The organism is Arthrobacter sp. 01T425 (assembly GCF_056398725.1).
Window position 1 is genome coordinate 97,543 of sequence record NZ_JBFTPY010000003.1, and the last position, 21,808, is coordinate 119,350.

The window sequence follows — 21,808 nt, forward strand, 5'->3', positions numbered from 1 at the left end:
ACGCTTAACACCGGAACGCCCGGCTGGATCTTCCAGCCGGGCATTCCGTGTTGTGGCGGTGTTCGGAGTGCTGCGCCGCCGCGGTGAGCTATGTGGCGGAGTTGGCTAGGACAACCCGTCCCACGCGTTCGTCAGCGTCGGCGACCTTCAGCTCCCGCAGCGCCAGGCGCGTGTAGATCCGGACGATCTCCTCGAGCGAGAAGCGGCCTCCGTGCTTGAACCAGCTTGCGATATGGGTTGCCTGGGCCACGAAGCTGTACACGTGAATTTTGGCGTCAATGACCTCAGCAAGCCCGGCCTGCCCCGCGGCGGACACCATGTCCTCGAGGAACGATTCGTAGTCGGTGCGCTTCTTGATCACCACGTCGCGTGCACCCTGGGGCAGGGAGCGCAGCTCTGCGTTGCCAATGAAGACTTCCTGGGCACGCTCCGCGTGGAAGGTGATGTGCTCAGCCAGGGCTGCCTGGAGGAGATCGACGCTGTCCCCTCCGTCCGCGTCAGCGACCGCCTTCCGGACGCGCTCGAGCAGGTCATCGATGATGCCGCCCATGATTTGCAGCAGGAGGTCTTCCTTGCTCTCGATGTGGTTGTACAGGCTGCCGACCTTGAGTCCCGCGGCCGAGGCGACCTGCCGGAGCGTGGTGGCGTCATACCCACGTTCGAAGAAAAGCCTCGCGGCCTCTTCCCTGATGGTCTGGGCAGTGTTTCGTTCCGCTCGGACGGTCATCTTGACCTCCCCCTCAGTAATCGTGTCGGTCATATCTCCACCAATCCTAACAAGCGTCCGCTTTTATGGCGGGGATATTGACATGGCTCCCAACATCCGCAAAACTCACACTATCCGTACGAACGCTCGTAAGCCAGCAGGAGACAAAAGTGGAACACCAGAGGACCTTGTTTGACAGCGTCTCCCTCGGGGGCCAGCCGCTGCGAAACCGCATTGTGCTGCCACCGCTGACCCGAAGCCGAGCCAACGATGACGGTGTGCCGACGCCACTCATGGAGGAGTACTACGGGCAGCGCGCCGGTGCGGGTCTAGTGATCAGCGAAGGTGCCGTCATCACGCCCCAGGCTTCGGCCTACGCCCGGGTTCCGGGGCTCTACTCCCAGGACCAAATGACCGCCTGGGGTCCGGTGGTGGAGGCCGCAAAGCGGGAGGGCGCCGTGGTCTACGCACAGCTGTGGCACGTGGGAAGGCAGTCCCATTCCAGCGTCCAGCCGGACGGACTGCCTCCCAAGGCGCCCTCGTCGGTCGCCATCACTGGATACCAGTACCGCAGTGCGGCCGGCAGGATCCCCTATGAGACGCCCCGCGAACTGTCGGCGGCGGAGATCGCCGGGATTATCGAGGCCTACGGAGCCGCGGCCCGGAACGCGGTCCGCGCCGGATTCGACGGCGTCGAGCTACACGCCGCCAACGGGTACCTGATCGACCAGTTCCTCAACGACGGGTCCAACCGCCGGACCGACCACTTCGGCGGATCCCTCGAAAACCGTACGCGGTTCCTGCGCGAAGTGATCACGGAGGTGGCCCGCCACCTCCCCCTGAAGCGCATCGGCGTCCGCCTCTCGCCGTCCTCGGTTTGGATGGACGCCAACGACTCGGACAAACGCTCTCTCTACTCAGCGGTGGTCCGCCTGCTCAGTGAGGCCGGAATCGCATACCTCCACCTGGTGGAACCGGAGATCGCCGGATCCACCACCGTGGACCGGCCGGCCGCATCCATCCCCACCGCCGAACTGGCTGCCCTGTTCGACGGCGTCGTCATCGTCACGGGCGGACACGACCGCGCTTCCGCCGAACAGCTCCTCGCCGACGGAACCGCGGACCTGGTGGGCTTCGGCCGGCTGTTCATTTCCAACCCCGACCTCCCGCACCGCTTCAGGGCCCAGGCACCCCTGGAACCCCTGCGCCCCGCCGGCATTTACGGCGGCGGCCCGGAGGGATACACGGACTATCCCACACTGGAAGCAAACATCCACTGATCCGGCCCAGCTGATCCCGCTAGGCCCAACGCCGGGCGCGCCGACTCCAACTCCTGAAGGAGACACAGCATCATGAGCAGCACTTCCCTCAATGTCCTCGTGACCGGAGCGGGCGGCGGCATGTGCCGCGGCATCAACGCCCGCCTCTCCAAGTCCGGCCACACCATCGTCTGCGTGGACCTCGACGCCGGGAGCAGCGAGGCGGCCGCCCAGGCCATCCGCGACTCCGGCGGAAAAGCCCAGGCATTTGCCGCCGACGTGGCGGACGAGGCCGCCGTCGGAACGCTCCTTGCCGAGGTGACCGCCAAGGTAGGGCCGGTCCAGGCGCTGGTCAATGCGGCCGGTATCCTCGACCGGAAATACCTCGCGGACAGCACCACGGAGTCCTTCCGTCGCGCCCTGGACGTAAATCTGGTGGGTCCGTTCAACCTGATCAAGGCGTTCTCCCCCGGAATGATCGACGCCGGCTGGGGACGGATTATCAACATCGCTTCGATCGCAGGCGTCACGGGCTACCCGTACCCGAGCTACGCCGCCTCAAAGGCCGGCCTGGCCAACCTCACGCGTTCCCTACTTGAGGATTTCTGGGGTACCGGAATCACCATCAACTCGATCTGCCCCGGTGTAGTGGACACCCCCATGGTCATCCAGGAGGTCCGTGACCAGGTACGCCGCCGCGTCCCCACCCAGACCATCGTGGACCCCACCGAAATCGGCGCCATGATCGCGTACCTGTTAACGGATGACGCCCGCAACATCAACGGTGCGGACCTCCTGATCGACGGCGGCGCCACCAGGCTCTTTTCGCTGTTCAATAACCATGCAGACTAAGACGATGCAAGTTAACGCCATCACTATCACCGGGACCGCCCAGAAGGAGGCCTGGCAACGCCGCGTCCTCCCGCCCGTGGAGGTAGTGGCGCCCGGCGTCCACAGCGTCCCCGTTGCCTTCCCTGGAAATCCCATGCGCTACACGCTCAGCTACGTGCTGCTCGACGGCGATGAATGCGTGGTGGTGGATCCCGGCTTTGACAGCGACGAGGGCTACGGCCAGCTGACGGCGGCCCTGGGGCGCCTGGACGTGAGTCCCCGTGAGATCAGCGGCATCGTGGCCACGCACTTCCATACCGACCACCTCGGCATGGCGGCGCGCCTGGCACGGGGCTCCGGGGCATGGATCGCCCTGGGGCAACAAGAACGGCGGCACATCTCCGCGTTCGACGACGCCCACTCGGAATCCGCGCGGGACAGGGAGCGGATGCGGACCTGGGGCGTCCCCGAGGGGCGGGTAGCCGAGGCCGCCATGACCCCGCAGGGACTTCACGATATGCGGCGCCTGGCCGACCCCGACCGGCGGCTGGGCGATGCGGACACTCTGGCCGTGGCCGGCCGTAACTGGCGCATCATGGAAACACCGGGCCACACTCCGGGGCACATCTGCTTGTGGGACGACGACGGCGAACTGGTGCTGGCCGGCGACCATGTCCTGCCCCGCATCTCCCCCAACGTGTCCCTGGAGATCCGCGGCGACACCGATCCGCTGCGGCACAACATCGAGTCACTGCAGCGCATCGCCGGCAACGACCACTACGAGGTCTGCCCGGCGCACGAATACCGCTTCCGCGGCGTGGGCCACCGCGCAAGGATCCTCGAAGAGCATATTGCGGAGCGTTCACGGGAAGTCCTGGACGTCCTGGGCAAGGGCGCGCCCACCGTGCACGAGGTGGCACGGCAACTCACCTGGTCCCGGGGCTGGGATTCGCTTGGCGCGCTGCAGTTCAGGCTGGCCTTGAGCGAGACGGCCGCGCACATCCGGTATCTGGCTACATCAGGCGTCCATGCCGGCGTGCCGGGGCTGGCTCCGGCGGTTTAGGGCGCCGTTACGGCATGAAGTACGGCGCCGTCCGGGTCAGGTCCGGGGCACCCAGTCAGGGTCCGGAACGCCGAACTGCTGGCCGGGAAGCTGCAGGGATTCGCCGACCAGGAGGTCAATCCTGGTCCGCACCAGCCGCATGGCAGCAATCCGCCACTGCCCGTCGAGCCGCCGGTATTCCTCCTCGTAGAAGCCGTATCCCCGGATTCCGTAGAGTCCGGGGATACTGGCGCCCCGGTATGGCCTGCTGTCGCGGGCCCAGACCAGGTAGTCGTTCATCGACCAGATCCCGCGGATGCCACCGTCGTCCGTGACGGCCAGGCGGGGCATAAAACCCTGATGCACGGATTCGACACCCTCGAGGAAGCCCGAGACTCCGGTGATAAAACCGTGGGCGTCGTCCGCTGCGAAGGGAAATCCATCGAGGGTCGAGTCGGCGTGGAAGAGGGCACGGAGGCTTTGCCACCTCTTGGCATCAACATGACGGAAATAGTCGGCCTTCAGGTTCCTGATGTCCTCAAAGCTCCGGAGATCCCCGCAATCGTGCGGGATGCCTGTGCCGGCGGCTGGGCTCATGTGGCTTCCTCCAACTCTCCATCCGGGGCCTGATCAGTGGCCCCCACTTTGGTCTTCGGCCCTGACTGGGCGAGGATGATCCCGCCGATCACCACCGCAGCGCCGGCCGCTTGGTTCCAGCTGACTTCCTCCCGGAGCACCACCGCGCCAAGCACCACCTTCACGAGCGGGGTGACGTAAGCGACGGTTGACGCCGCTGTGGCGCCCCACTCGGCGATGATACGGAAATTCCAGACATATGCCAGGCCGGTGCCGACAACACCCAGCAGGAGCATGCCCACCACCACCGGGGCCGTCAGCGAGATGTCCCCGACGGCAAAGAACGGCGCCAGGACCAGCATCATCAATGATGCCGCTACCATTTGGACCGCCGGGATAGCTATGGGGTCCGCCGCGCAGAACCGCCACGGTGAGAGCACCACCAAGATTCCGGCCGCCCCGCCCACGATGCCGAAGCCCTTCCGCGGGGTGACTTTCTCCTGCCGCAGGGCCAGCGCGGTCACCGCCGCGGTGGTCAGGGGCGTGGCGGAATTCAGGACGCTGGAAACTCCGCTGGGAATGCGCTCCGCTGCCCACGCGAACAGCAGGAACGGCAGGACGCAGCCGAGGCCCGCGGTCACCGCCAGGTGCAGCCACACCTTGTGCTGCCGCGGCCACGGCCGCCGCATCACGAGCAGAAGCAGGGTCAGCGCCAGCGCGCCCAGGACCAGCCGGCCGAGGACCAGCCGGCCGAGGACCACCTGGCCCGGGGAGAGCCCCTGCACGGCCAGTTTCATCATCAGGAAGCTGGAGCCCCAGGCAATGCCGAGCAGGACGAAGCGGACCACACCGCCGAGAGGCGTCACCGCCGGTCTCCACCGAGTGGCGGTCCCCATCAGATAATGACGAGTTCCTCGGCGACCCGGGCATACAGTCCGGCCAGGACACCCTGGACCCCGTCCACGTACGCCGGCAGCGACCTGGCGGCGGCACGTGCGGCCGCCTCGTCGGCGAAGCCGAAGGAGATGGCAACCTCCGGGATCTGTTCTTCGCGGCGCAGTGCCTCGCGGACCAACAGCTCCGCTCCCGGAACCAGCACGTTCACGCCCCGGCCGAGGGCGCCGTCGAACTTTGCGGACAGCTGCTCCGCCCAGCGATCAACCGCCTCACAACCGTTCTCAGTTCCATCGCGCCAGCGTGCCAGCACCCAGAGCTTGAACGGCCACGGGTCATGGGGCGCGCCCGCGGTCACCGGTCCGCCGGTCAGTCCACTGAGGAATTCCTGCTCATCGAGGATCAGACGGTCCGCCACCTCGGAGTCGAAGCCGGCGTGCACCACGTCATCGGCGGCGAACCACAGCTCAACGATGCCGTCCACGCCGTACAGGCCTGCCCCGAGTCCCGGCGCGGATTCCAACACATGGTTCTGCCGGTAATCCGTCACGCCGGGCAGCGCACGGGCAATCTCCGCGTGTGTGGTGGACCAGTGCGTGCGAAAGCCGTCGCGGGCCAGGCCGTCCCGCTTCTCCAGGTAGGTGAAGCGTTTGGGCACCGGTCAGTCCCCCGCTGCCGCTAGCGGCACGTCGACTTCTTCGGCAAGGAACCATTCGACGCTCTCCAGGAAATGGTGCTCATGGTCGAACAGCTCCTTGCCTTCGGAGCCTCCGTACGCGGCCCTGACGTCGGCCACCGAGCAGAACCACAGTTCTGCCATGCCGCTGTACGGCCAGGCCTTCCGGTGCTCGATTGCAGGGTTCTGCCGGTACCGGATGATGCCCGGGAGCTGGCGCACGTAGGCCGGGTGCTCAACGTTCCAGAAGTGCAGGAACTCCTCCCGGGTCAGCTCCGGCCTGGCTTTGATAACGGCGACCACCTTGATCATGTGCCGCGCGCCCTAGGCCGGGGTGACGGCCTGGCGCCGCTCCACGGGGACCATCTTGCGCTTGGAGTACAGGCCCAGCCGTCTGGTCAGGTCCGCGCGCAGCTCGTTGGCGGGGACTACGGCTTCCACAGCGTTCGCGTTGGCGATCTTGAAGACGTCGATGCCTTCCGCGTACTCGGCCTGCTTGGCCAGGATGAACTCCTTGCGCTCGGCCGGATCCTCGATCTCGTGGATCTGGTTGTAGTAGATGCCGTTGACTGCCGCGTCCGGACCCATCAGGGCGGGACGGGCCGTGGGCAGCGCGATGACGGCGTCCGGGTTCATGGGGGCACCGGACATGGCCAGGTAGCCTCCGCCGTAGGCCTTGCGGACCAGGACCGTGATCCGCGGAACCCGGCATTCAGAGACGGCGAAAATCATCTTGGCGCCGTGCCGGATGATGCCCTGGCGCTCCACGGCAGACCCGATCATGTATCCCGCGATGTCCACCAGGAAGACGATGGGGATGTTGTAGGCATTGCAGATCCAGATGAAGCGGGCAGCCTTGTCCGAGGAATCGGGGAAAATGGAACCGCCCATGTGCCTGGGCTGGTTGCCCACCAGCCCCACTGGCCGGCCGTTGATGCGGGCGAAACCGGTCAGCATCTCGGGAGCGAACAGTTCCTTGTACGGGAACCAGGATCCTTCGTCCACGAGGGATTCCACGAATTCCTCCATGTCGAAGACCTCGGCCTCGCGCAGCGGAACGATCTCCTGCAGAGAGCGTCCGGGGCGCGGCTCGATGGCGGGGGCCAGCGGCGCGGGGGTTTCCCAGTTCGCGGGCAGGAACGACAGCCAGACGCGGATTGCGTTGAGGGCTTCCTCGTCGCTTTCCACCAGAACGTCACCCAGGCCGGAGACCGTGCAGTGCATCTCAGCCCCGCCCATTTCCTCCAGCGTCACCTTCTCGCCGGTGACCATTTCGGCCAGGCGGGGTGAGCCCAGGTAGGCGGTAGCGTGCCCGCGGACCATGATGGTCATATCGCAAAGTGCCGGAACATAGGCCGAACCGGCAGGTGACGGGCCAAAGAGCGCACAAACCTGGGGCACGCGGCCGGAAATCTGGACCTGGTTGTAGAAGATGTTTCCCCAGGCGTGGCGGCCGGCGAAGCTCTCGAACTGCTCGTCGATGCGCGCACCGGCGGAGTCGAAGAGGTAAACGATGGGGATGCCGGCAGCATCCGCGTTTTTCTGCGCCTGGGTGATCTTTTCGAACGTGCGGTTGCCCCAGGTGCCGGCCTTGACCGAGTAATCGTTGGCGATGACGCACACTTCGCGTCCGTCAACGCGGCCGAACGCGATGACGACGGCGTCACCGGGCAGGCCTTCCTCGTACCGGGCCAGGAGCCCGTCCTCGATGTAGTTTTCGTCGTCAAACAGGATTGCAAGGCGCTCCCGGACGAGGAGCTTTCCTGATTCGGTGATCTTCTTGCGGTTCTTCTCTGAACCACCGAGGCGGGCCGAAGCGAGCTTCTCGGTCAGTTGTTCGTGCACGGTTGCTGCCGGGACTTCGATGTCCGACACCGGCGCGGGGGCGACGATCGTAGCTTCACTCATGTTGAGCCTCCAGAAATTAGAGTTGGTATCCTCTATTAGTATACGAACAAGCGTTCGCTAGTCTAGTCTTATGGCAGATGAACTTACGATTCCCCCAAGGCATCCACTTCCATTACCCGAACAGGAGAGAGACATGCACAGCATTGATCCCCAACTGGCCGGCACCACGCTGCCGCAGCCCAAGGGCCGGCCTGACCACTATTGGGAAGACCTTGCGGCGGGCGACATGGTCCGCACGGCAGGCATGACCATCACGGATGCACACCTGGTCCAGTGGGCGGGCCTCACCGGCGACGTTGTCTCCCTGCACCTGGATGAAACCTATGCGGCAACGACGCCGTTCGGACAGCGCATCGCCCACGGGCCGCTGACCATGTCCCTGGGCCTGGGCCTGATGACCCAGACAGGTTATTTCAGCAACGTTGTCGCATGGCTGGGCCTGGATGAGGTCCGCGCCCTCGCCCCGGTGTTCATCGGAGACACCATCCACGTCGAGGCCACCGTAGCCATGGCGCGCGAGACTAAGAAGCCTGACCAGGGCATCTGGAAAATCAACTACTCAGTACTGAAACAGGACGGTTCCACCGTCATGACGTTCAGCAGCAGCTTCATCATGAAAAGGAAGTAGGCCATGACAATCCAGGACAATTTCCGCCCGGCACCGCCGGCCGAAATCACCGAGCCCGAGGAATTCGCAGCGTTGCGGCAACGCGTCCGCGCCATGCTCGCCGAGCACGTCACACCGGAGCGGCTCAACAAATTCGACGAAGCCGAAGAGTACGACGTCGAGCTTTACCGCGAGATTGGCGCCGCCGGCCTCATCAAGCTCGACGGCGAACTCCACGGCCACGGACCCAAGCACCAGGCGCAGGCCGTGGTACTCGAGGAACTCGGCGCCGGGCCAACATCCGTAGCGGTAAGCATGGTCGTGCAGTACATGGGCGTACAGCTCCTCCATAGCTACGGCAACCAGGCCCAGCAGGAAGAGTTCCTGGTCCCGCTGCACCGCGGGGCGGCGAAGATGTCCTTCGCACTGAGCGAGCCCGACGGCGGCACCGACGTAGCCCGCGCCATGAAGACGCGCGCCACACGCTTGGAAGATGGCAGCTACTCGATCTCCGGCCAAAAGAAGTGGATCGGCGGCGCCATGGACGCTGACTACCTGATCCTCCTGGCCCGCACCAGCGAGACCACCCGCTCGGCCATCGACGGCATCACCATGTTCCTGGTCCCCCGCTCCACCCCGGGCATCCGCACCGAAGTCATTGACACCGTGGGCATCCGCGGGCTGGCGCAATGCGACATCTACCTCGAGGACGTGCGGGTCCCGGCCGCGAACGTCCTGGGTGAACTGGACAGGGGTTTCCGGCAGGTCCTGGATACACTCAACGGGGAGCGCCTCAACGGCGCCGCCGTTGCCCTGGGCATCGCCCGCGGAGCTATGGAAACCGCCGTCGGCTGGGCCCGGCAGCGGCAGGCTTTCGGCCGCGCGGTGGGTTCCTTCCAGGGGCTCCAGCACAACCTGGTGGACGCCAGCGTAAAAATTGAATCCGCCAGGCTCCTCCTGCGCCAGGCGGCCGAAGCTTCCGACGCCGGCCAGGGCACCAACGAGACCTGGTCCGCCATGGCCAAGCTCGCCGCTTCCGATGCGGCCACAACCACCACCGACGTGGGCATGCGGGTCATGGCCGGCTGGGGCTTCTTCCGCGGGCTTCCCATGCAGCGCTACTTCCGCGATGCACGGCTGTACACGTTCGCGCCACTTACGGACGAGATGACCCGTAACTACATCGGCGAAAAGCATCTGGGACTGCCGCGGTCATTCTAGAAGATGCGGGGAACAGCAAATGGTGGCTGCCTTCCGGCAGCCACCATTTGCTTGGTTCGGAGAATACTCAGGAACGGTAGTCGATTTCGAGGTCCACAACGTCCTGGTCATGGAGGTTAACGACGATGTTGTCCGGCGTGCGCGTGGTCATCCAGACCAGTTCCTCGGTCTTGCTGGCGTTGCCTTCGATGTGCGGCATAAACGGCGGCACGAAAACGAAGTCTCCTTCTTCGAGGTAGACGATCTGGCTGTAGCCCTCGCCATAGCGGATGAAGCCGCGGCCCTTGAGCACGTAGCCTCCCGTGTTGGCCTCCCCGTGGTGGTGGGCATCCGAGATCTCGCCGGGACCGGTGAAGACCTTGCCGAACCAGAGCCGCTCAACCGGGCTGTTTTCCTTGCTGACGCCGGAAATGCGTCGGGCATTCAGCGTCTGACCCGGCGCGGCCGCCAGTTCCTCGGCGCGGTTCACCCGGAACAGGTCCACGTTGCGGTTGATATCAATGGCCACTTCAGTCATGGCAGATCCCTTCCAAGGTTGGTAAGTTGCCGCCGGTTCGTCATTGCAGCCGGGGCCCGACTTCAGTATGTCCGCTGGACCGCGAATCGTCAAGACGTACGCTCGTTCGTATAATCCAAAGTCCTGTTCGTGACTGATGGATTGACCCGACATCGGCACCGGAGCCGTTGCCCGAGCCCGAAACCCCAGCCTTAACCCGGAAGGCAGCTGAGAGCCAGATCCAGGGCAGTCTCACCGTCGCCCCTCGACCCAGACCCTTTGGCATTCACCGACCGCGTCCGACGCCGAGCATCCCGACGACGACGACCGTCGCCTTGCTTCCGACCCATCACGCCCGCCCATCCCCGTTGATGACGCGCCAGAGAGATCGAGGATGAACTGGACAGAAGAGCACACTCAGGCAGTCACGTCGCTGACCGCACATCCGGATATGGACAAGCCTGACTGCTCAACCACAGCATGAACGGCGACGAGCGAAGGCCCCGTGATTCTGGCAGTCTGAGTGGGGACCGGTTTTGCAGTCTGAGTTGGGCCCACTTCGCGGCTCGCCGGTTGATGAATCGCAGTTTCAGTTGAGCCCACCCCACGGTTGATTCCATCAGAGTTTTTCCCAACGGTGGAAGGCAGTGATGGAGTCGAGAGTGGAGCTATTCGCGAGGATCCGCCGGGATGCCAGGGTTAAGGGCTTATCCATCCGCTGCCTTGCCCGGGAGTACCGGGTCTCCCGAAGAACCGTTCGGCAGGCACTGGCCTCTGCTGAACCACCTGAGCGAAGAACTCCTGCCCGGGAGGCCCCGAAGCTGGGCGGCGATCCCGCGTGCGGGAAGACACGCCGCACTGCGGCTGGACGATCCGCGGATCAGCTATTAAAGTCTTTCGGTATCGAATGCAGGCAGGCAGACGGACACGAAGTCCGGGAAGGGGGCGCACATCACCGCTGACCAACACCACCAACCCACTGTTTCATCCGCGAAAGCCCCTCCGTCGAGGGGCTTTCCTATGTGCCGGGAGCCTGCGGTCCGAGGCGGCGTTCACGGGCCGCCTGACCCCGTCCCTTTCCCCAGAAACAGGGACACAAAAGTATTCAGCGCGATGATGCGGTCGCTGTCAGCCTCGTGAAGACTCGCTGGGTGGACGCTCATCGTTGGCTGCGGGCTTCTGCATCCCGAGGATGAGGAACGTGATGCCCATAGTGAAGAACGCAATCCAGGCCGTGGTTCCCAGAAATATCATTGCGATCGCAACGGCAACGAAAACGATCCCGATCGGCAGGAAAGCCGCGCCCCTGCTTCTCTTCGCTGGGCCGTTCGACGCCGACATGGGCTTTCCTTCACCGTTCACCTGGCCGAGGCTACGTCGGCGAACGGAGACCCGCAACTGTGGAATTGATCGCTCTGTGGCGGTGTTCTGTGATCGATCGGTGTCGTGACCGTTAGATGATGAGGGCTTGAGGAAGCCTCGAGCACGTCCTCGGATACCGCCACGAGCTGCTCGCCTTGAATGTCCTGGCACCTACCCGAAGGTGGTGCTTACGTCCGTTCGATCCCCTCGAAGATGTGCAGCACGTTCAGAGCATGGGTGGTTGGATCGGTCGGCTGATCACCGATACCGCGGGTAGTCGGTTGGGTGGTGACGGCGTCCCACACTGAGTGGGTGTTGCCTTCGGCGAGGGTGAGGAGGGTGTCGCGGACGAAAGTGTCGCGGGTTGCTTGCTCTGCGCTTTGGTCTGGGCGTTGTTGTCCGACGATGCCGTACATCTCGGTGCCGTGCACCGCGTGGGCGCCTTCGGCCGAACCGATGCTGAGTCGGTATGCGGTGCCGCCGGCTGCTGCGTGTGCGAGTGCCGCCCGGTTGGCTGGCAGGGTGAACGAGTAGTCGGTGTACAGCGCCCCGCGCACCTGAGCGGGGGTGCGTCCGTCGGTGTCGTATTCAGCGACGATGGCACGGGCGCGACTGCGTGGGATGCGGCCTTTCGACGCGAACACGTCGACGATGTTGTCGACGCTGCCGGGATCGAACCCGGGGTCGTTGATGACGTACCAGTCGACTTCGTGTGTGGTGCTGCTGAAGATGATGTCGATATCGGTGCGCCTCCCGGCCTCGATGGCACGCATGGGGTGTGCGGTGAGGACGCTGCCGGGCTGGGTATGGTCGTCGACGATGCTGGTTGTGGTGTTGTCAATGCTTTGCCGCTGCCCGAACTCGCGCGGGCTCACCTTGATAAAGGTGTCAGCGAGTTGCTGGGCGTCGAGGGTGAGGATCTGTTCGGGGTCGTCCTGGATTCCGAGTTCGGTGAGGAACGCGAGGGCGAGTTCTTCTGCCCACCAGGCTGGGACGATGCGGGATGCTCCACCGGAGAATGCTGCGATGTGGTGGTAAAGGCCGTCTGCTGCGGGGGCTGCGAGGAGCGCGGTCGCCGAGTAGGCGCCGGCGCTGTGACCGGTGACGGTGACATTGTTCGGGTCGCCGCCGAAGCGGGCGATGTTCTCTCTCACCCACTGGAGGGCGGTGATGATGTCCTGGATGGCGAGGTTCGTGGCGTCTTCGAGTGCTCCGCCGTAGTGGGAGAGGGAGAGCCAGCCGAAGGGGCCGAGTCGGTAGTTCAGCGAGACGCCGACGGCACGGCCGGTTGCGGCGAGGCCGGAGGCGTTTGAGGTGGTCTGGGTGTTCGCTCCCATCTCGAATCCGCCGCCGTAGATGTAGACGATGACGGGGAGCGGTTCGTCGGCGGCGTCTTCGGGTGCCCACACGTTGAGGTTGAGGCAGTCTTCGCTGAATCCGTTGTCGGCCTCGAGCCATGTGGGGGCGCCTGCCTGAAGGGGTGCGGGTCCCTTCTGCTCGTAGGGAGCGTCAGGGTTGAAGGGCAGCAAGACGGGGCTGTGGAAGCGTTCTGCGGTGGCGAAGGGGACGCCGAGCCAGGAGCGGATGGGGTGTGATTTGGACATGTGCTGAGCCTTTCGAGCGGTGGTCAGTTGTCTTCGGGCGGTGTCGTCGCGGCACCGGGTTGGTCGTTGCGCAGCTGTGCCCAGTGGCGTAACCGTTCGGTGATGGCTCGCTCGTACCCGAGCGTGGTGGGTTCGTAGAACGTCTCCCGGGTCAGGCCATCGGGGAAGTAGTTTGCGCCGGAGAACCCGGTCTCAGTGTCGGGGTCGTATTCGTAGCCCTTGCCGTAGCCGAGGTCTTTCATGAGTCGGGTCGGGGCGTTGAGGATGTGTGCAGGCGGCATCAGCGATCCGGTGCGTCTCGCGGCAGCCGACGCCTTGTTGAACCCGCGGTAGACGCCGATCGATTTGGGTGCGGTGGCGAGGTAGAGCACGGCCTGTGCGATCGCGAGTTCGCCTTCGGGTGAGCCGAGGCGTTCGTAGACATCCCATGCGGCGAGGGCCTGCTGCACGGCGTTCGGATCGGCGAGGCCGATGTCTTCGTTCGCGAACCGGGTCATCCGGCGCGCGATGAACAAGGGATCTTCTCCACCGTCAAGCATCCGCGCCAGCCAATACAGGGCGGCGTCGGGGTCAGAGCCCCGCATGGATTTGTGGAGCGCGGAGATGAGGTTGTAATGGCCTTCTTGCGACTTGTCGTAGAGCGGTGCCCGCTTCTGTACCGCGGCGGCGAGCACGGCCGGGTCGATCGGCGCAGGGAGGGCCTGCACCTGTTCGATCATGTTCAGCAGGTACCGACCATCCCCGTCAGCCATCGCGATCAACGCGTGGCGCGCATCGTCATCAAGCGGCAGGCGCCCGCCGAGCAACTGCTCCGCCCGGGTGACGAGTGCGCTGAGGGCAGTGTCGTCGAGGCGCTTCAGGACGAACACCTGGCAGCGGGACAACAACGCACCGTTGAGTTCGAAACTGGGGTTCTCGGTGGTGGCCCCGACGAGCACGATGGTGCCATCCTCCACGTAGGGGAGAAAAGAGTCTTGTTGCGCGCGGTTGAAGCGGTGGATCTCGTCAACGAACAGCAAGGTTCCTTGCCCGAGCTCTCGCCGGCGCTGCGCGGTCTGGAAGACCCGGCGGAGGTCGGCGACTCCGGAGAAGGTGGCCGAGAGCGGTTCGAAGGCGAGGTTGGTCTGCTCGGCGAGGAGCCTGGCGATCGTGGTCTTGCCGCATCCGGGCGGCCCCCATAAGACCATCGAAATCAGCCGCTGCGAGTTGACCATTCGCCCGATAGGCGCGTCCGCACCAAGGACATGGTCTTGCCCGACGACCTCCTGCAGGTTGCGCGGACGGAGCCGGTCAGCCAAAGGCCGCGAGGAGTCGTCTATCTCGAATAACGACGGCGTCTCACTCACGACAGCCGCTTCCGGTAGAGGTCGCCAGCGAGGTCATAGGAATCGTGCACCAACTCTCCGATCAGCTCAGTGGTGATCCCGTCGCCGGCTCCGATAGTGATCCAATGTTGCTTGTTAAAGTAGCGACCACTGGTGATCGTGTCGAAGTCACGGCGGAGCGCGTCCCCGTGGAGGGGATCGGCCTTCACGGTGATGATCTGCATCCTCGGATCATCGTCAGTGACGATGAGGAAAACCTTCTCATGCACCTTCCACACTTCCAGGTGCGCGGTGAACGGGCGTCCGTTGGTGACGTAATGGAGAGATGCCGCGGTATCGCGGGCATGCTGCTGTAACTGCTCGCCCGAAAGTGTCACAGACCCCTCCGGTCGCCGAAGATCTCGGGATCGACGGGGCGCTTGGCGCGAGGAAGATTCTCGACCACCAGCAGGTAAGACTCGGTGACGAGGTCTTCGACGAGAGCCTTTTGCAGGTTTCCGCCTGGATTCAAGGTGATCCAGTGTTTCTTGTGCATGTGGTAACCCGGCGTAATGTCCTTGTGGTTCTCGCGAAGTGATTTGCTGTCTTCCGGGTCGGCCTTGACGATGACGATCGGTTCCCCGGTGGTGTCTGTCATCAGCATGAAGACCTTGCCGCGGACTTTGAATACCTCCCAGTCGGGCCCGAAAGGGTACTCAAGTTCAGCCCCTGGCAGCTCCTCAACGCGGTCGCGGGCGTGCTGCTGGATCGTGTCACCGTCCAAGGTGCCCCTCCTGAAATTACTGCTATGAACATGACTGGCTGGAACAAGCGTATCCTAGTGTGTGTACAGCCGTACATACTTTTTTCTACAGTGAAGGGGAGCACGTGAGGAAGGGTAAACCGAACGACCCGGGACGAAGGTCCCGCATTCTGCAGGCGACGCTCGAGGTGATCAGGGCCGACGGAATCCAAGCGGTGTCGTATCGGCGTATCGCCTCGCACGCCGGGGTGCCGTTGGGCTCGATGACCTACTATTTCCCCAGCCTCGAGGGCCTCATCGTGAGCGCCCTCGACACGACCCGCAGCGAACTCGAACCCCGTTACGCAGCACCACTGCGGTCCGCGCGCACCAGCGCAGACGTCGTCGAGGCGCTCGTCGCGGCGACTATCGGTGAAACGAGCCCGAGCCTGCTCGACATCCGCCTCTACGAGGAGATACGCCACTACGGGGCCCGCAACCAGAAGGTGGAAGATGTCCTTCGCGCTGTCGAGGCGGAGTCACTCGCAATGCTTCACCGCGTACTCCCGGATCGCACAGCCCTTGCCGTCAATGCCCTGCTGTGGGGCTGGTGGAGTCACCGCGTCTTGCACCCGGACAGTGCACTCGATGAAGAGACCGTTCGTCAGGCCTACGAAGCTCTCGTCGCACTTCCCGCCGCCGATCACCCATTCCATAAGAAGGAGCAGAACCATGCCTGACACGATGCGTGCGATTCGACTCACCGGCCCCGTCGACATCGACGGCCTCACCATCAGCGACGTGCCGATCCCCGAGGTTCGACCCGGGTGAGTCCGTATCCGGGTGATGGCGTTCGGGATCAACGAGTCCGAGGCCACCAGCCGCGAAGGCGAATCCGACGCCGACTTCACCTTCCCCCGCATCCTCGGCATAGAAGCGGTCGGTGTGATCGACGCTGTCGGGGACGGTGTCGATCTCGAACCGGGGCAGAAGGCCGCAACGATGATGGGCGGCCTCGGCCGCTCCATCGATGGCAGCTATGCCGAATACACTGTGGTCGATGCTGTGAACGTGATCCCCTTCGAGACCTCCCTGCCGTGGGACATCGTCGGAGCCCTGCCCGAGATGGTGCAGACCGCGCACGGCGCACTCACCACCGCACTGCAACTGCGACCGGGGCAGAGCGTCCTCGTCCACGGCGGGACCTCCACTGTCGGACTGATAGCGATCGCCACCGCGCACCAACTCGGCGCCACCGTCATCGCCACCGCCACTACGGCGACCCGACGGTCCACCCAACCCCTGCCTCGGTCCGCTCGAAAAGGGCCCATTCACCGCGTTCCAAGTGGTGATCGGAGACCTCGGCACCAAGGGCGGCGTCGTCACCGACACCGAGGCCAGTGCGTTACGCGAGGACGGCACCGTCATCGAGGGGCTCTACTCGGCGGGCAACAACTCCGCCTCGGTCATGGGGCGGACGTACCCCGGCCCGGGCTCGCCATCGGACCCGCCGCCGTGTTCGGTCTCCGCGGTGCCCGCCACAAGGCAGGCCAACCCGGCTGACGGCGCAGGGACGGGAGGACAGTGAGCATCCCGTCCCTCGGCTTTGTCCCCCGACGTCAGTTGGCCTTCGCCCAGGAACCTGAAAGTCACACCACACAGAACTCGCGGCCGCATGAACTGGTGTCAGCAGAAGTATGCAAAGAGGGAGTCCCAAAGAAGCAACGGCAGGACACACACTCCGGTGCGGACAATGTACATGCCACCCTTGGACTGACAAACAGCCATCAGTTCCTCCCGAGGCCCCAGGAATCAGCGAATCGAGGCCAAGAATCTGGAAAGAATTCCCGCAGGTCATGTCATCACAACAACCCCCGGCCATGAATAGGTACTGGACCAACCAGGCCACCGCAGCAACCTTGAAAGGAGACCCGAATGACCCCACATCCCAGCAGACGGAGGGCCCACCAGCCAGAGCCCTGAACCCGCCACCCACACAACCGAACAGGCCACCGCGGCGGTCAGGCACCAGCCACGAACAGCGCCAGAGGGACCCAACCAGGGCAATGTCCGCACGTTAAAGCAAAAACCCCCTCTGACGAGGGAATATGCTGTGCCCGAGGTGGGACTCGAACTGCATTCCCTCCCCCACAAACACTGGGAACTCCCGGTAACATGCGGAATCCGGCCCGATCCGACCCACATACGCCCCGATGCGAAGCCCAAAATGTGCACAATGTACACACCCCAATTTCATCGCTTCCAGCGCCCTTAGCCTGCACACCGTATCCCGGCACGCAGGGATACGGCACTTCTTTGTGCTGACAAAATTCGTCTCCCTTGAAATCGGGATGATCACCATGATCACGGGGGATTTGTCGGGGGCGGAGACAGGTAATCCCTGTCAGGCGACTACTGGGACTAACGGGGTGCTTGCGACAGCCTTCAGGGTGAACCCCTCGGTTTCTGCCTGGTCGCGGGTGATGCCCGTGCCGGCGGCGAGTAGTTTGCGGGCGGCCATATGGTCCGCGGGCGCGTTGACCGATTCCACAGCCGTGAGGACGCCGTCCCTGAAGCAGAGGACGGAGAACTTAGCTGCCGCCTGATCACCCAGGACCAGCGTGTCGTCATCGGGTCGTGTGAGCCCTGCCATCTGCAGCCGGTATGGGCCCTGTGTGGACCAGAACCAAGGCAGCTCCGTGTACGGGTGGTTAGCCCCTAGGACCGTGCGTGCGGCATGACGGGCCTGATCGGTGGCATTCTGGACCGACTCCAGACGCAGACGGATCTGGGCGTGTGCGCTGGGGAAACTGGCGCAGTCGCCGATCGCCAGAACGGCAGGGTCCGCTGTGCGCAGCGTTTCATCGACAACGATGCCGTTGCTGGTTTCGAGGCCGGCGTCCGAGGCCAGGGTGTCGTTGGGCTCAACGCCGATGCCCACGAGGACCAGATCAGCAGGATAGGAAGCCCCTGTGGTGGACACTGCGGCTCCGACGCGGCCATCCGCGCCGGGCTCGAAGCGGTCAATGCCTTCGCCGAGGCGCAGGTCGACGCCTTGTGAACGGTGGGCGGCTGCGAACCACTCACCCATGACGGGGGTCAGTGCACGTCCCATCGGGCGAGGCGCGAATTCCAGTACGGTCACCTCGCATCCGTGGGCCAGGGCGGCGGCGGCGAATTCCAGTCCGATGAATCCGGCACCGATGATGACGATATTGCGGGCGGTGGGCAGCGCCGTGTGCAGCGCTTCTGCATCTGTCAGGGTTTTCAGTCCATGGATGCCGGACAGGGATGCGCCCGGGCAGTTCAGCATCCTGTTTCGGGCACCGGTCGCGAAGACGAGGTGGTCGTAGTCGAGTGAACCTTCGGTGAGCTTGACCTTCCGTTCCGCCCGGTCGATGGCGAGTGCCTGGGCGCCTTCATGGAGTGTGATGTTCTTGTCCACGAAAAAGGAAGCGCCGCGCAGCGGCAAGGGAGCCGGCTCCTGGCCCGGGGCCAGGTAGTCCTTGGACAGCGGCGGGCGCTGGTAGGGCAGTCCGGATTCCTCGGCGATCACATGGATCTCGCCCCCGTACCCCTCGGTCCTCAACGTATCGGCGACCTGTAGGCCGGCCTGTCCGCCGCCAATGATGACAACGCTCATGTCATTGCCCTGCTTCTAGAGTTGGCCGGCAGGGATGTCGACGACAATCCCTGACAGTTCTGCGTCGATTTTGATCTGGCAGCCCAGCCGTGAGCTGTCCATCCGCTCCGCGGTGGCGCAGTCGAGCATTTCGTCTTCGTCGTCACTGATCTCGGGCAGCGCCTGTGTATATTGCGGCCGCACGTAGACGTGGCATGTGGCGCACATGGCCTGCCCTCCGCATTCGCCGATGATGCCGTCAATGCCGTTGCTGACGGCGGCGCGCATCAGTGTTGTGCCTTCCTCGACCTGGAGGGTTTGCTGGGTGCCGTTTGGCTGGGTGTAGGTGACGGTGGGCATCGTTGCTCCTTGTATTCGGGGGTGCTCTTAGTTCCAGGTGACGGGAAGGCTGGTCAGGCCGCGGAAGACCCAGCCGTCCCAGCTTTCATTCCGCCGTTCGTCTACACGAAGCCCTGGGAAGCGCTTGTAGGCCATCGGTGCGGCAATCTGACCGATGGAGGTCTTTGCGGCCCAGTGCCCGGCGCAGAGGTGGACGCCGCTGCCGAAAGCGAGGTGGGGGCGCTTTGGCCGATGGATATCAAAGTCTGCTGCAGAGGCGCCGAAGTGGGCGGCGTCGTGGTTGGCGGATGCAACGACAACGCCTATCCCGGCGCCGGCGGGGATCCGGACCCCTTCCAGGACGGTTTCCCGGGTCGTTTGGCGCGGGTACATGCCGATCGGTGATTGCCACCTGACGACCTCGTCAAACACCGACGCCCACAACGAGGGGTCGGCGAGGACCTGCGCCCGCTGTTCGTCGTGGTTGCTGAGGGCCCAGACCATGTTGGTGACCATGTGTTGGGGCTCGTTCATTCCGCCGGAGATGGTCAGCTTGACATTCGCTGCAACGTTGGATGTTGGCAGCCCGCTGTTTGCGAACGCGGACACCATCGAGGCATCCGGATTCTGCCGGTAGTAGGGGATCAGTTCCCTGAGTAAAGCATCGGCCTCCGCGGTCGAAGCGTCACACCGGTCCCAGATCGACTGATCCTCCAGGACGTTGCCCATGCCCGCGATGAAGTCGTGGGACCAGCGGCGGACCTGCTCCACTGATACATCCTTCAGCCCCAGCAGGTCGATGAGGTTCTGCGAGGCCACAGGGGCGGCATAGTCCCTGTTCAGGTCCGCCTCCTCTGGGCCAAGCTCGGCGACATTCTCAAGGTAGGTTTCGGCGTTGCGCTCAAAAACCGGGCCCCAGACTTCCTTGATGGACTTGGGACGAAGAACAGGATTCACCGGTGCCCGGTCTACTGAATGCTCCGGATCATCCTTGCGCAGCATCGGCTGGGCACCGATGGCCCGGGTCATCGTTGCGCCGGAAACGTTGGCGCTGAAGATTTCCTGATCCTGTTCCACCGTGTGGCAGCCGGCGTAGTTGGTGACGAGGAACTTGTTAAGCTGCGGAACCCAGGCGACCGGCGACTCTGCCCGCAGCCGGGCATAGGTCGGGTAGGGATTCGATGCAAGTTCAGCCACGTCAACCCAGTCAGCCACGGGGTAGTCGGCGGCGTCCTGCGAAGCGGTGGTGCGAGCTTGATCGCTGCTGCCGGGCACCGAGGCCGCGTCATCGCTTCGGGTCTCCGAGTTCCCGTGGTAGGGGCACTGTGCGGCTTGTGTCGTCATTGTTGTCTTACTCCTACTGGCACGTCGTTGTGTAGCCGGTCCTGCTGGCACTTCTTTGTGTAATCAGTGTCACAGGCATTATTTCTCTAGTAAACTGCGAATATCAGCGAAAGTATTTCGATTCTTTAGGAGAAGTGATTTTCGTGCCGAAATTCACGTTTCGTCAGCTCGAGCTCTTCGCCGCGCTGCCGGAACACACTACCCTGGGATCCGCGGCGCAACAGCTTCACATCTCCGAATCCGCGCTTTCGCATGCCGTCAGCGAGCTGGAGGCAGCGTTGGGGGAACAACTGTGCATCCGGAGGAAGGCCCGGGGCATGCACCTGACGCCGACTGGGCGCCACTTCGCGAAGCGGGCCAGGGAGCTGCTTCGAGAGGCCAGTGCGCTGGCAGAAGGATTGGGTGAGATCCGCGGCGAGCTGAAGGGGCCGGTGTCGCTGGGCTGCTATACGGGCCTGGCAAGCAACGTCCTGCCCGCCGTGCTTGAGGGCATGGCGAGCCTGCACCCCAAGGTCGAAATCAGCATCACGGTAGGAGACCACGCCAACCTGTTGCCGGCACTTGAAGATGGAACACTGGACACGGCCATCGTCTACGACATTGGCTTGCCAGCCGACGTTGAGCGCAGGGTCATCTACAAGACCGAAGTCATGGCCGTTCTGGGGGCCAACGATTCACTTGCTGAAGAAGACGACGTGGATCTCGCTGATCTGTCGACCAAGCCACTCATCATGCTCAACACGGCCCCAAGCAGGGAATATACACAGTTGATGTTCGCTCAGCGTGGGCTCAAGCCAAACGTGGGTGCAATAGTCCCGCAAATCGATCTTGTCCGGGCCATGGTCGGACGGGGGCTCGGCTATAGCCTCCTGATGTCGCGGCCCAACCAGATCCCGGTTTCCAGCGAGGGCAAGGGACTCGTGACCCGGCACCTTCGCCCCCGCGCCGGCCAGACCTCCGTCGTTGCGGTCTGGCCAAAAGAAACGATGCTGACTGCCCGGGCACTGGCTGTCATCCAATATGCAGTCGAGGTCCTCGACGCCATTGAACCCGAATAGCGACCGCCGGGCGCCAGAAGAATCAAGAGCAAGGGTCGGCGCCCGCCCCATTCCTGAACGGACTCAACAGTGAATTCCTGATCCTATCTGGGCGGGTGTGGGTGTCGGTGGCCCGCCAGTTGCCTGCCGGCCCACCTGCTCCCCCGCGCTGCGTCAAGGGCGCCGAGGTTCTGGCTGGCGGCTATCAGCCCGAAGGTGCGGTTTCTTCTGGGCCCCA

23 protein-coding genes and 1 pseudogene are annotated in these 21,808 nt (G+C 64.0%); 9 read left to right on the forward strand and 15 right to left on the reverse strand.

Features of this window, described 5'->3' with window-relative positions; all coding sequences use genetic code 11:
- Positions 1-88: 88 nt before the first annotated feature.
- Complete coding sequence (locus AC1DNG_RS05720; RefSeq protein WP_476886852.1) at positions 89-760, reverse strand: TetR/AcrR family transcriptional regulator; 672 nt, start codon at positions 758-760, stop codon at positions 89-91.
- Between the two features lie 116 nt (positions 761-876).
- Between AC1DNG_RS05720 and AC1DNG_RS05725 the strand changes: the two genes are divergently transcribed.
- The 3 genes from AC1DNG_RS05725 to AC1DNG_RS05735 all read left to right on the forward strand — a co-directional run bounded on the left by AC1DNG_RS05725 (position 877) and on the right by AC1DNG_RS05735 (position 3,859).
- Entirely contained in the window at positions 877-1,986 is a 1,110-nt protein-coding gene (locus tag AC1DNG_RS05725; RefSeq protein ID WP_476886853.1) for an alkene reductase, read from the forward strand.
- A gap of 72 nt (positions 1,987-2,058) precedes the next feature.
- Entirely contained in the window at positions 2,059-2,817 is a 759-nt protein-coding gene (locus AC1DNG_RS05730; RefSeq protein WP_476886854.1) for an SDR family NAD(P)-dependent oxidoreductase, read from the forward strand.
- A gap of 4 nt (positions 2,818-2,821) precedes the next feature.
- Positions 2,822-3,859 carry an MBL fold metallo-hydrolase gene (locus AC1DNG_RS05735; protein ID WP_476886855.1) on the forward strand — a complete coding sequence of 346 codons (1,038 nt, stop codon included), beginning with the start codon at positions 2,822-2,824 and terminating at the stop codon, positions 3,857-3,859.
- Positions 3,860-3,895: 36 nt separating this feature from the next.
- Here the strand turns inward: AC1DNG_RS05735 and AC1DNG_RS05740 are convergent, their stop codons facing one another.
- From AC1DNG_RS05740 to AC1DNG_RS05760, 5 genes are read right to left on the reverse strand one after another with little or no spacing between them, the layout of a single operon-like run.
- A complete protein-coding gene (locus tag AC1DNG_RS05740; protein WP_476886856.1) occupies positions 3,896-4,435 on the reverse strand; it encodes a nuclear transport factor 2 family protein in 540 nt (179 codons plus the stop codon).
- Complete coding sequence (locus AC1DNG_RS05745) at positions 4,432-5,280, reverse strand: DMT family transporter (RefSeq protein ID WP_476886857.1); 849 nt, start codon at positions 5,278-5,280, stop codon at positions 4,432-4,434. The genes AC1DNG_RS05740 and AC1DNG_RS05745 overlap by 4 nt, the downstream gene beginning before the upstream one ends.
- Before the next feature lie 29 nt (positions 5,281-5,309).
- A complete protein-coding gene (locus AC1DNG_RS05750; protein WP_476886858.1) occupies positions 5,310-5,966 on the reverse strand; it encodes an EthD family reductase in 657 nt (218 codons plus the stop codon).
- A gap of 3 nt (positions 5,967-5,969) precedes the next feature.
- The gene (locus AC1DNG_RS05755) at positions 5,970-6,296 is read right to left on the reverse strand and encodes an EthD family reductase (RefSeq protein WP_476886859.1); all 327 of its coding nucleotides are present in this window, start codon (positions 6,294-6,296) and stop codon (positions 5,970-5,972) included.
- A 12-nt stretch (positions 6,297-6,308) separates the two neighbouring features.
- On the reverse strand, positions 6,309-7,892 hold the full coding sequence (locus AC1DNG_RS05760; protein WP_476886860.1) for an acyl-CoA carboxylase subunit beta: 1,584 nt from the start codon (positions 7,890-7,892) through the stop codon (positions 6,309-6,311).
- A gap of 133 nt (positions 7,893-8,025) precedes the next feature.
- On the opposite strand from AC1DNG_RS05760, the gene AC1DNG_RS05765 reads away from it, so the two are divergent.
- Positions 8,026-8,520: a MaoC/PaaZ C-terminal domain-containing protein gene (locus AC1DNG_RS05765; protein WP_476886861.1), complete on the forward strand. Its 495-nt coding sequence runs from the start codon at positions 8,026-8,028 to the stop codon at positions 8,518-8,520.
- A 3-nt stretch (positions 8,521-8,523) separates the two neighbouring features.
- On the forward strand, positions 8,524-9,720 hold the full coding sequence (locus AC1DNG_RS05770) for an acyl-CoA dehydrogenase family protein (RefSeq protein ID WP_476886862.1): 1,197 nt from the start codon (positions 8,524-8,526) through the stop codon (positions 9,718-9,720).
- Positions 9,721-9,787: 67 nt separating this feature from the next.
- On the opposite strand, the gene AC1DNG_RS05775 is transcribed toward AC1DNG_RS05770, so the two are convergent.
- The 6 genes from AC1DNG_RS05775 to AC1DNG_RS05800 all read right to left on the reverse strand — a co-directional run bounded on the left by AC1DNG_RS05775 (position 9,788) and on the right by AC1DNG_RS05800 (position 15,270).
- A complete protein-coding gene (locus AC1DNG_RS05775) occupies positions 9,788-10,237 on the reverse strand; it encodes a cupin domain-containing protein (protein WP_476886863.1) in 450 nt (149 codons plus the stop codon).
- Positions 10,238-11,344: 1,107 nt separating this feature from the next.
- Positions 11,345-11,557, reverse strand: coding sequence for a hypothetical protein (locus tag AC1DNG_RS05780; RefSeq protein ID WP_476886864.1), 213 nt, complete (start codon positions 11,555-11,557; stop codon positions 11,345-11,347).
- A gap of 209 nt (positions 11,558-11,766) precedes the next feature.
- The gene (locus AC1DNG_RS05785; protein WP_476886865.1) at positions 11,767-13,182 is read right to left on the reverse strand and encodes a carboxylesterase family protein; all 1,416 of its coding nucleotides are present in this window, start codon (positions 13,180-13,182) and stop codon (positions 11,767-11,769) included.
- Positions 13,183-13,205: 23 nt separating this feature from the next.
- A complete protein-coding gene (locus AC1DNG_RS05790; RefSeq protein ID WP_476886866.1) occupies positions 13,206-14,528 on the reverse strand; it encodes a replication-associated recombination protein A in 1,323 nt (440 codons plus the stop codon).
- Positions 14,525-14,884 carry an MmcQ/YjbR family DNA-binding protein gene (locus AC1DNG_RS05795; RefSeq protein ID WP_476886867.1) on the reverse strand — a complete coding sequence of 120 codons (360 nt, stop codon included), beginning with the start codon at positions 14,882-14,884 and terminating at the stop codon, positions 14,525-14,527. Before AC1DNG_RS05795 ends, AC1DNG_RS05790 begins: the two co-directional genes overlap by 4 nt.
- On the reverse strand, positions 14,881-15,270 hold the full coding sequence (locus AC1DNG_RS05800) for an MmcQ/YjbR family DNA-binding protein (protein ID WP_441403799.1): 390 nt from the start codon (positions 15,268-15,270) through the stop codon (positions 14,881-14,883). The genes AC1DNG_RS05795 and AC1DNG_RS05800 overlap by 4 nt, the downstream gene beginning before the upstream one ends.
- 104 nt (positions 15,271-15,374) lie before the next feature.
- Here AC1DNG_RS05800 and AC1DNG_RS05805 point away from each other — a divergent pair, with 104 nt between their 5' ends.
- The 3 genes and pseudogenes from AC1DNG_RS05805 (at position 15,375) to AC1DNG_RS05815 (ending at position 16,816) form a co-directional block, all read left to right on the forward strand.
- On the forward strand, positions 15,375-15,968 hold the full coding sequence (locus AC1DNG_RS05805; protein ID WP_476886868.1) for a TetR/AcrR family transcriptional regulator: 594 nt from the start codon (positions 15,375-15,377) through the stop codon (positions 15,966-15,968).
- Between the two features lie 103 nt (positions 15,969-16,071).
- A pseudogene (locus AC1DNG_RS05810) lies at positions 16,072-16,299 on the forward strand (alcohol dehydrogenase catalytic domain-containing protein); the annotation flags it as partial.
- 274 nt (positions 16,300-16,573) lie between these two features.
- Positions 16,574-16,816: an FAD-binding protein gene (locus tag AC1DNG_RS05815; RefSeq protein ID WP_476886869.1), complete on the forward strand. Its 243-nt coding sequence runs from the start codon at positions 16,574-16,576 to the stop codon at positions 16,814-16,816.
- Positions 16,817-17,632: 816 nt separating this feature from the next.
- Here AC1DNG_RS05815 and AC1DNG_RS05820 read toward each other — a convergent pair.
- The 3 genes from AC1DNG_RS05820 to AC1DNG_RS05830 are packed head-to-tail and all read right to left on the reverse strand — an operon-like array spanning position 17,633 to position 20,533.
- Complete coding sequence (locus AC1DNG_RS05820; protein ID WP_476886870.1) at positions 17,633-18,871, reverse strand: NAD(P)/FAD-dependent oxidoreductase; 1,239 nt, start codon at positions 18,869-18,871, stop codon at positions 17,633-17,635.
- 15 nt (positions 18,872-18,886) lie between these two features.
- The gene (locus tag AC1DNG_RS05825) at positions 18,887-19,210 is read right to left on the reverse strand and encodes a 2Fe-2S iron-sulfur cluster-binding protein (protein WP_476886871.1); all 324 of its coding nucleotides are present in this window, start codon (positions 19,208-19,210) and stop codon (positions 18,887-18,889) included.
- Between the two features lie 27 nt (positions 19,211-19,237).
- Positions 19,238-20,533: a cytochrome P450 gene (locus AC1DNG_RS05830; RefSeq protein WP_476886872.1), complete on the reverse strand. Its 1,296-nt coding sequence runs from the start codon at positions 20,531-20,533 to the stop codon at positions 19,238-19,240.
- A gap of 134 nt (positions 20,534-20,667) precedes the next feature.
- On the opposite strand from AC1DNG_RS05830, the gene AC1DNG_RS05835 reads away from it, so the two are divergent.
- Positions 20,668-21,591 carry a LysR substrate-binding domain-containing protein gene (locus tag AC1DNG_RS05835; protein ID WP_476886873.1) on the forward strand — a complete coding sequence of 308 codons (924 nt, stop codon included), beginning with the start codon at positions 20,668-20,670 and terminating at the stop codon, positions 21,589-21,591.
- Positions 21,592-21,808 lie beyond the last annotated feature (217 nt).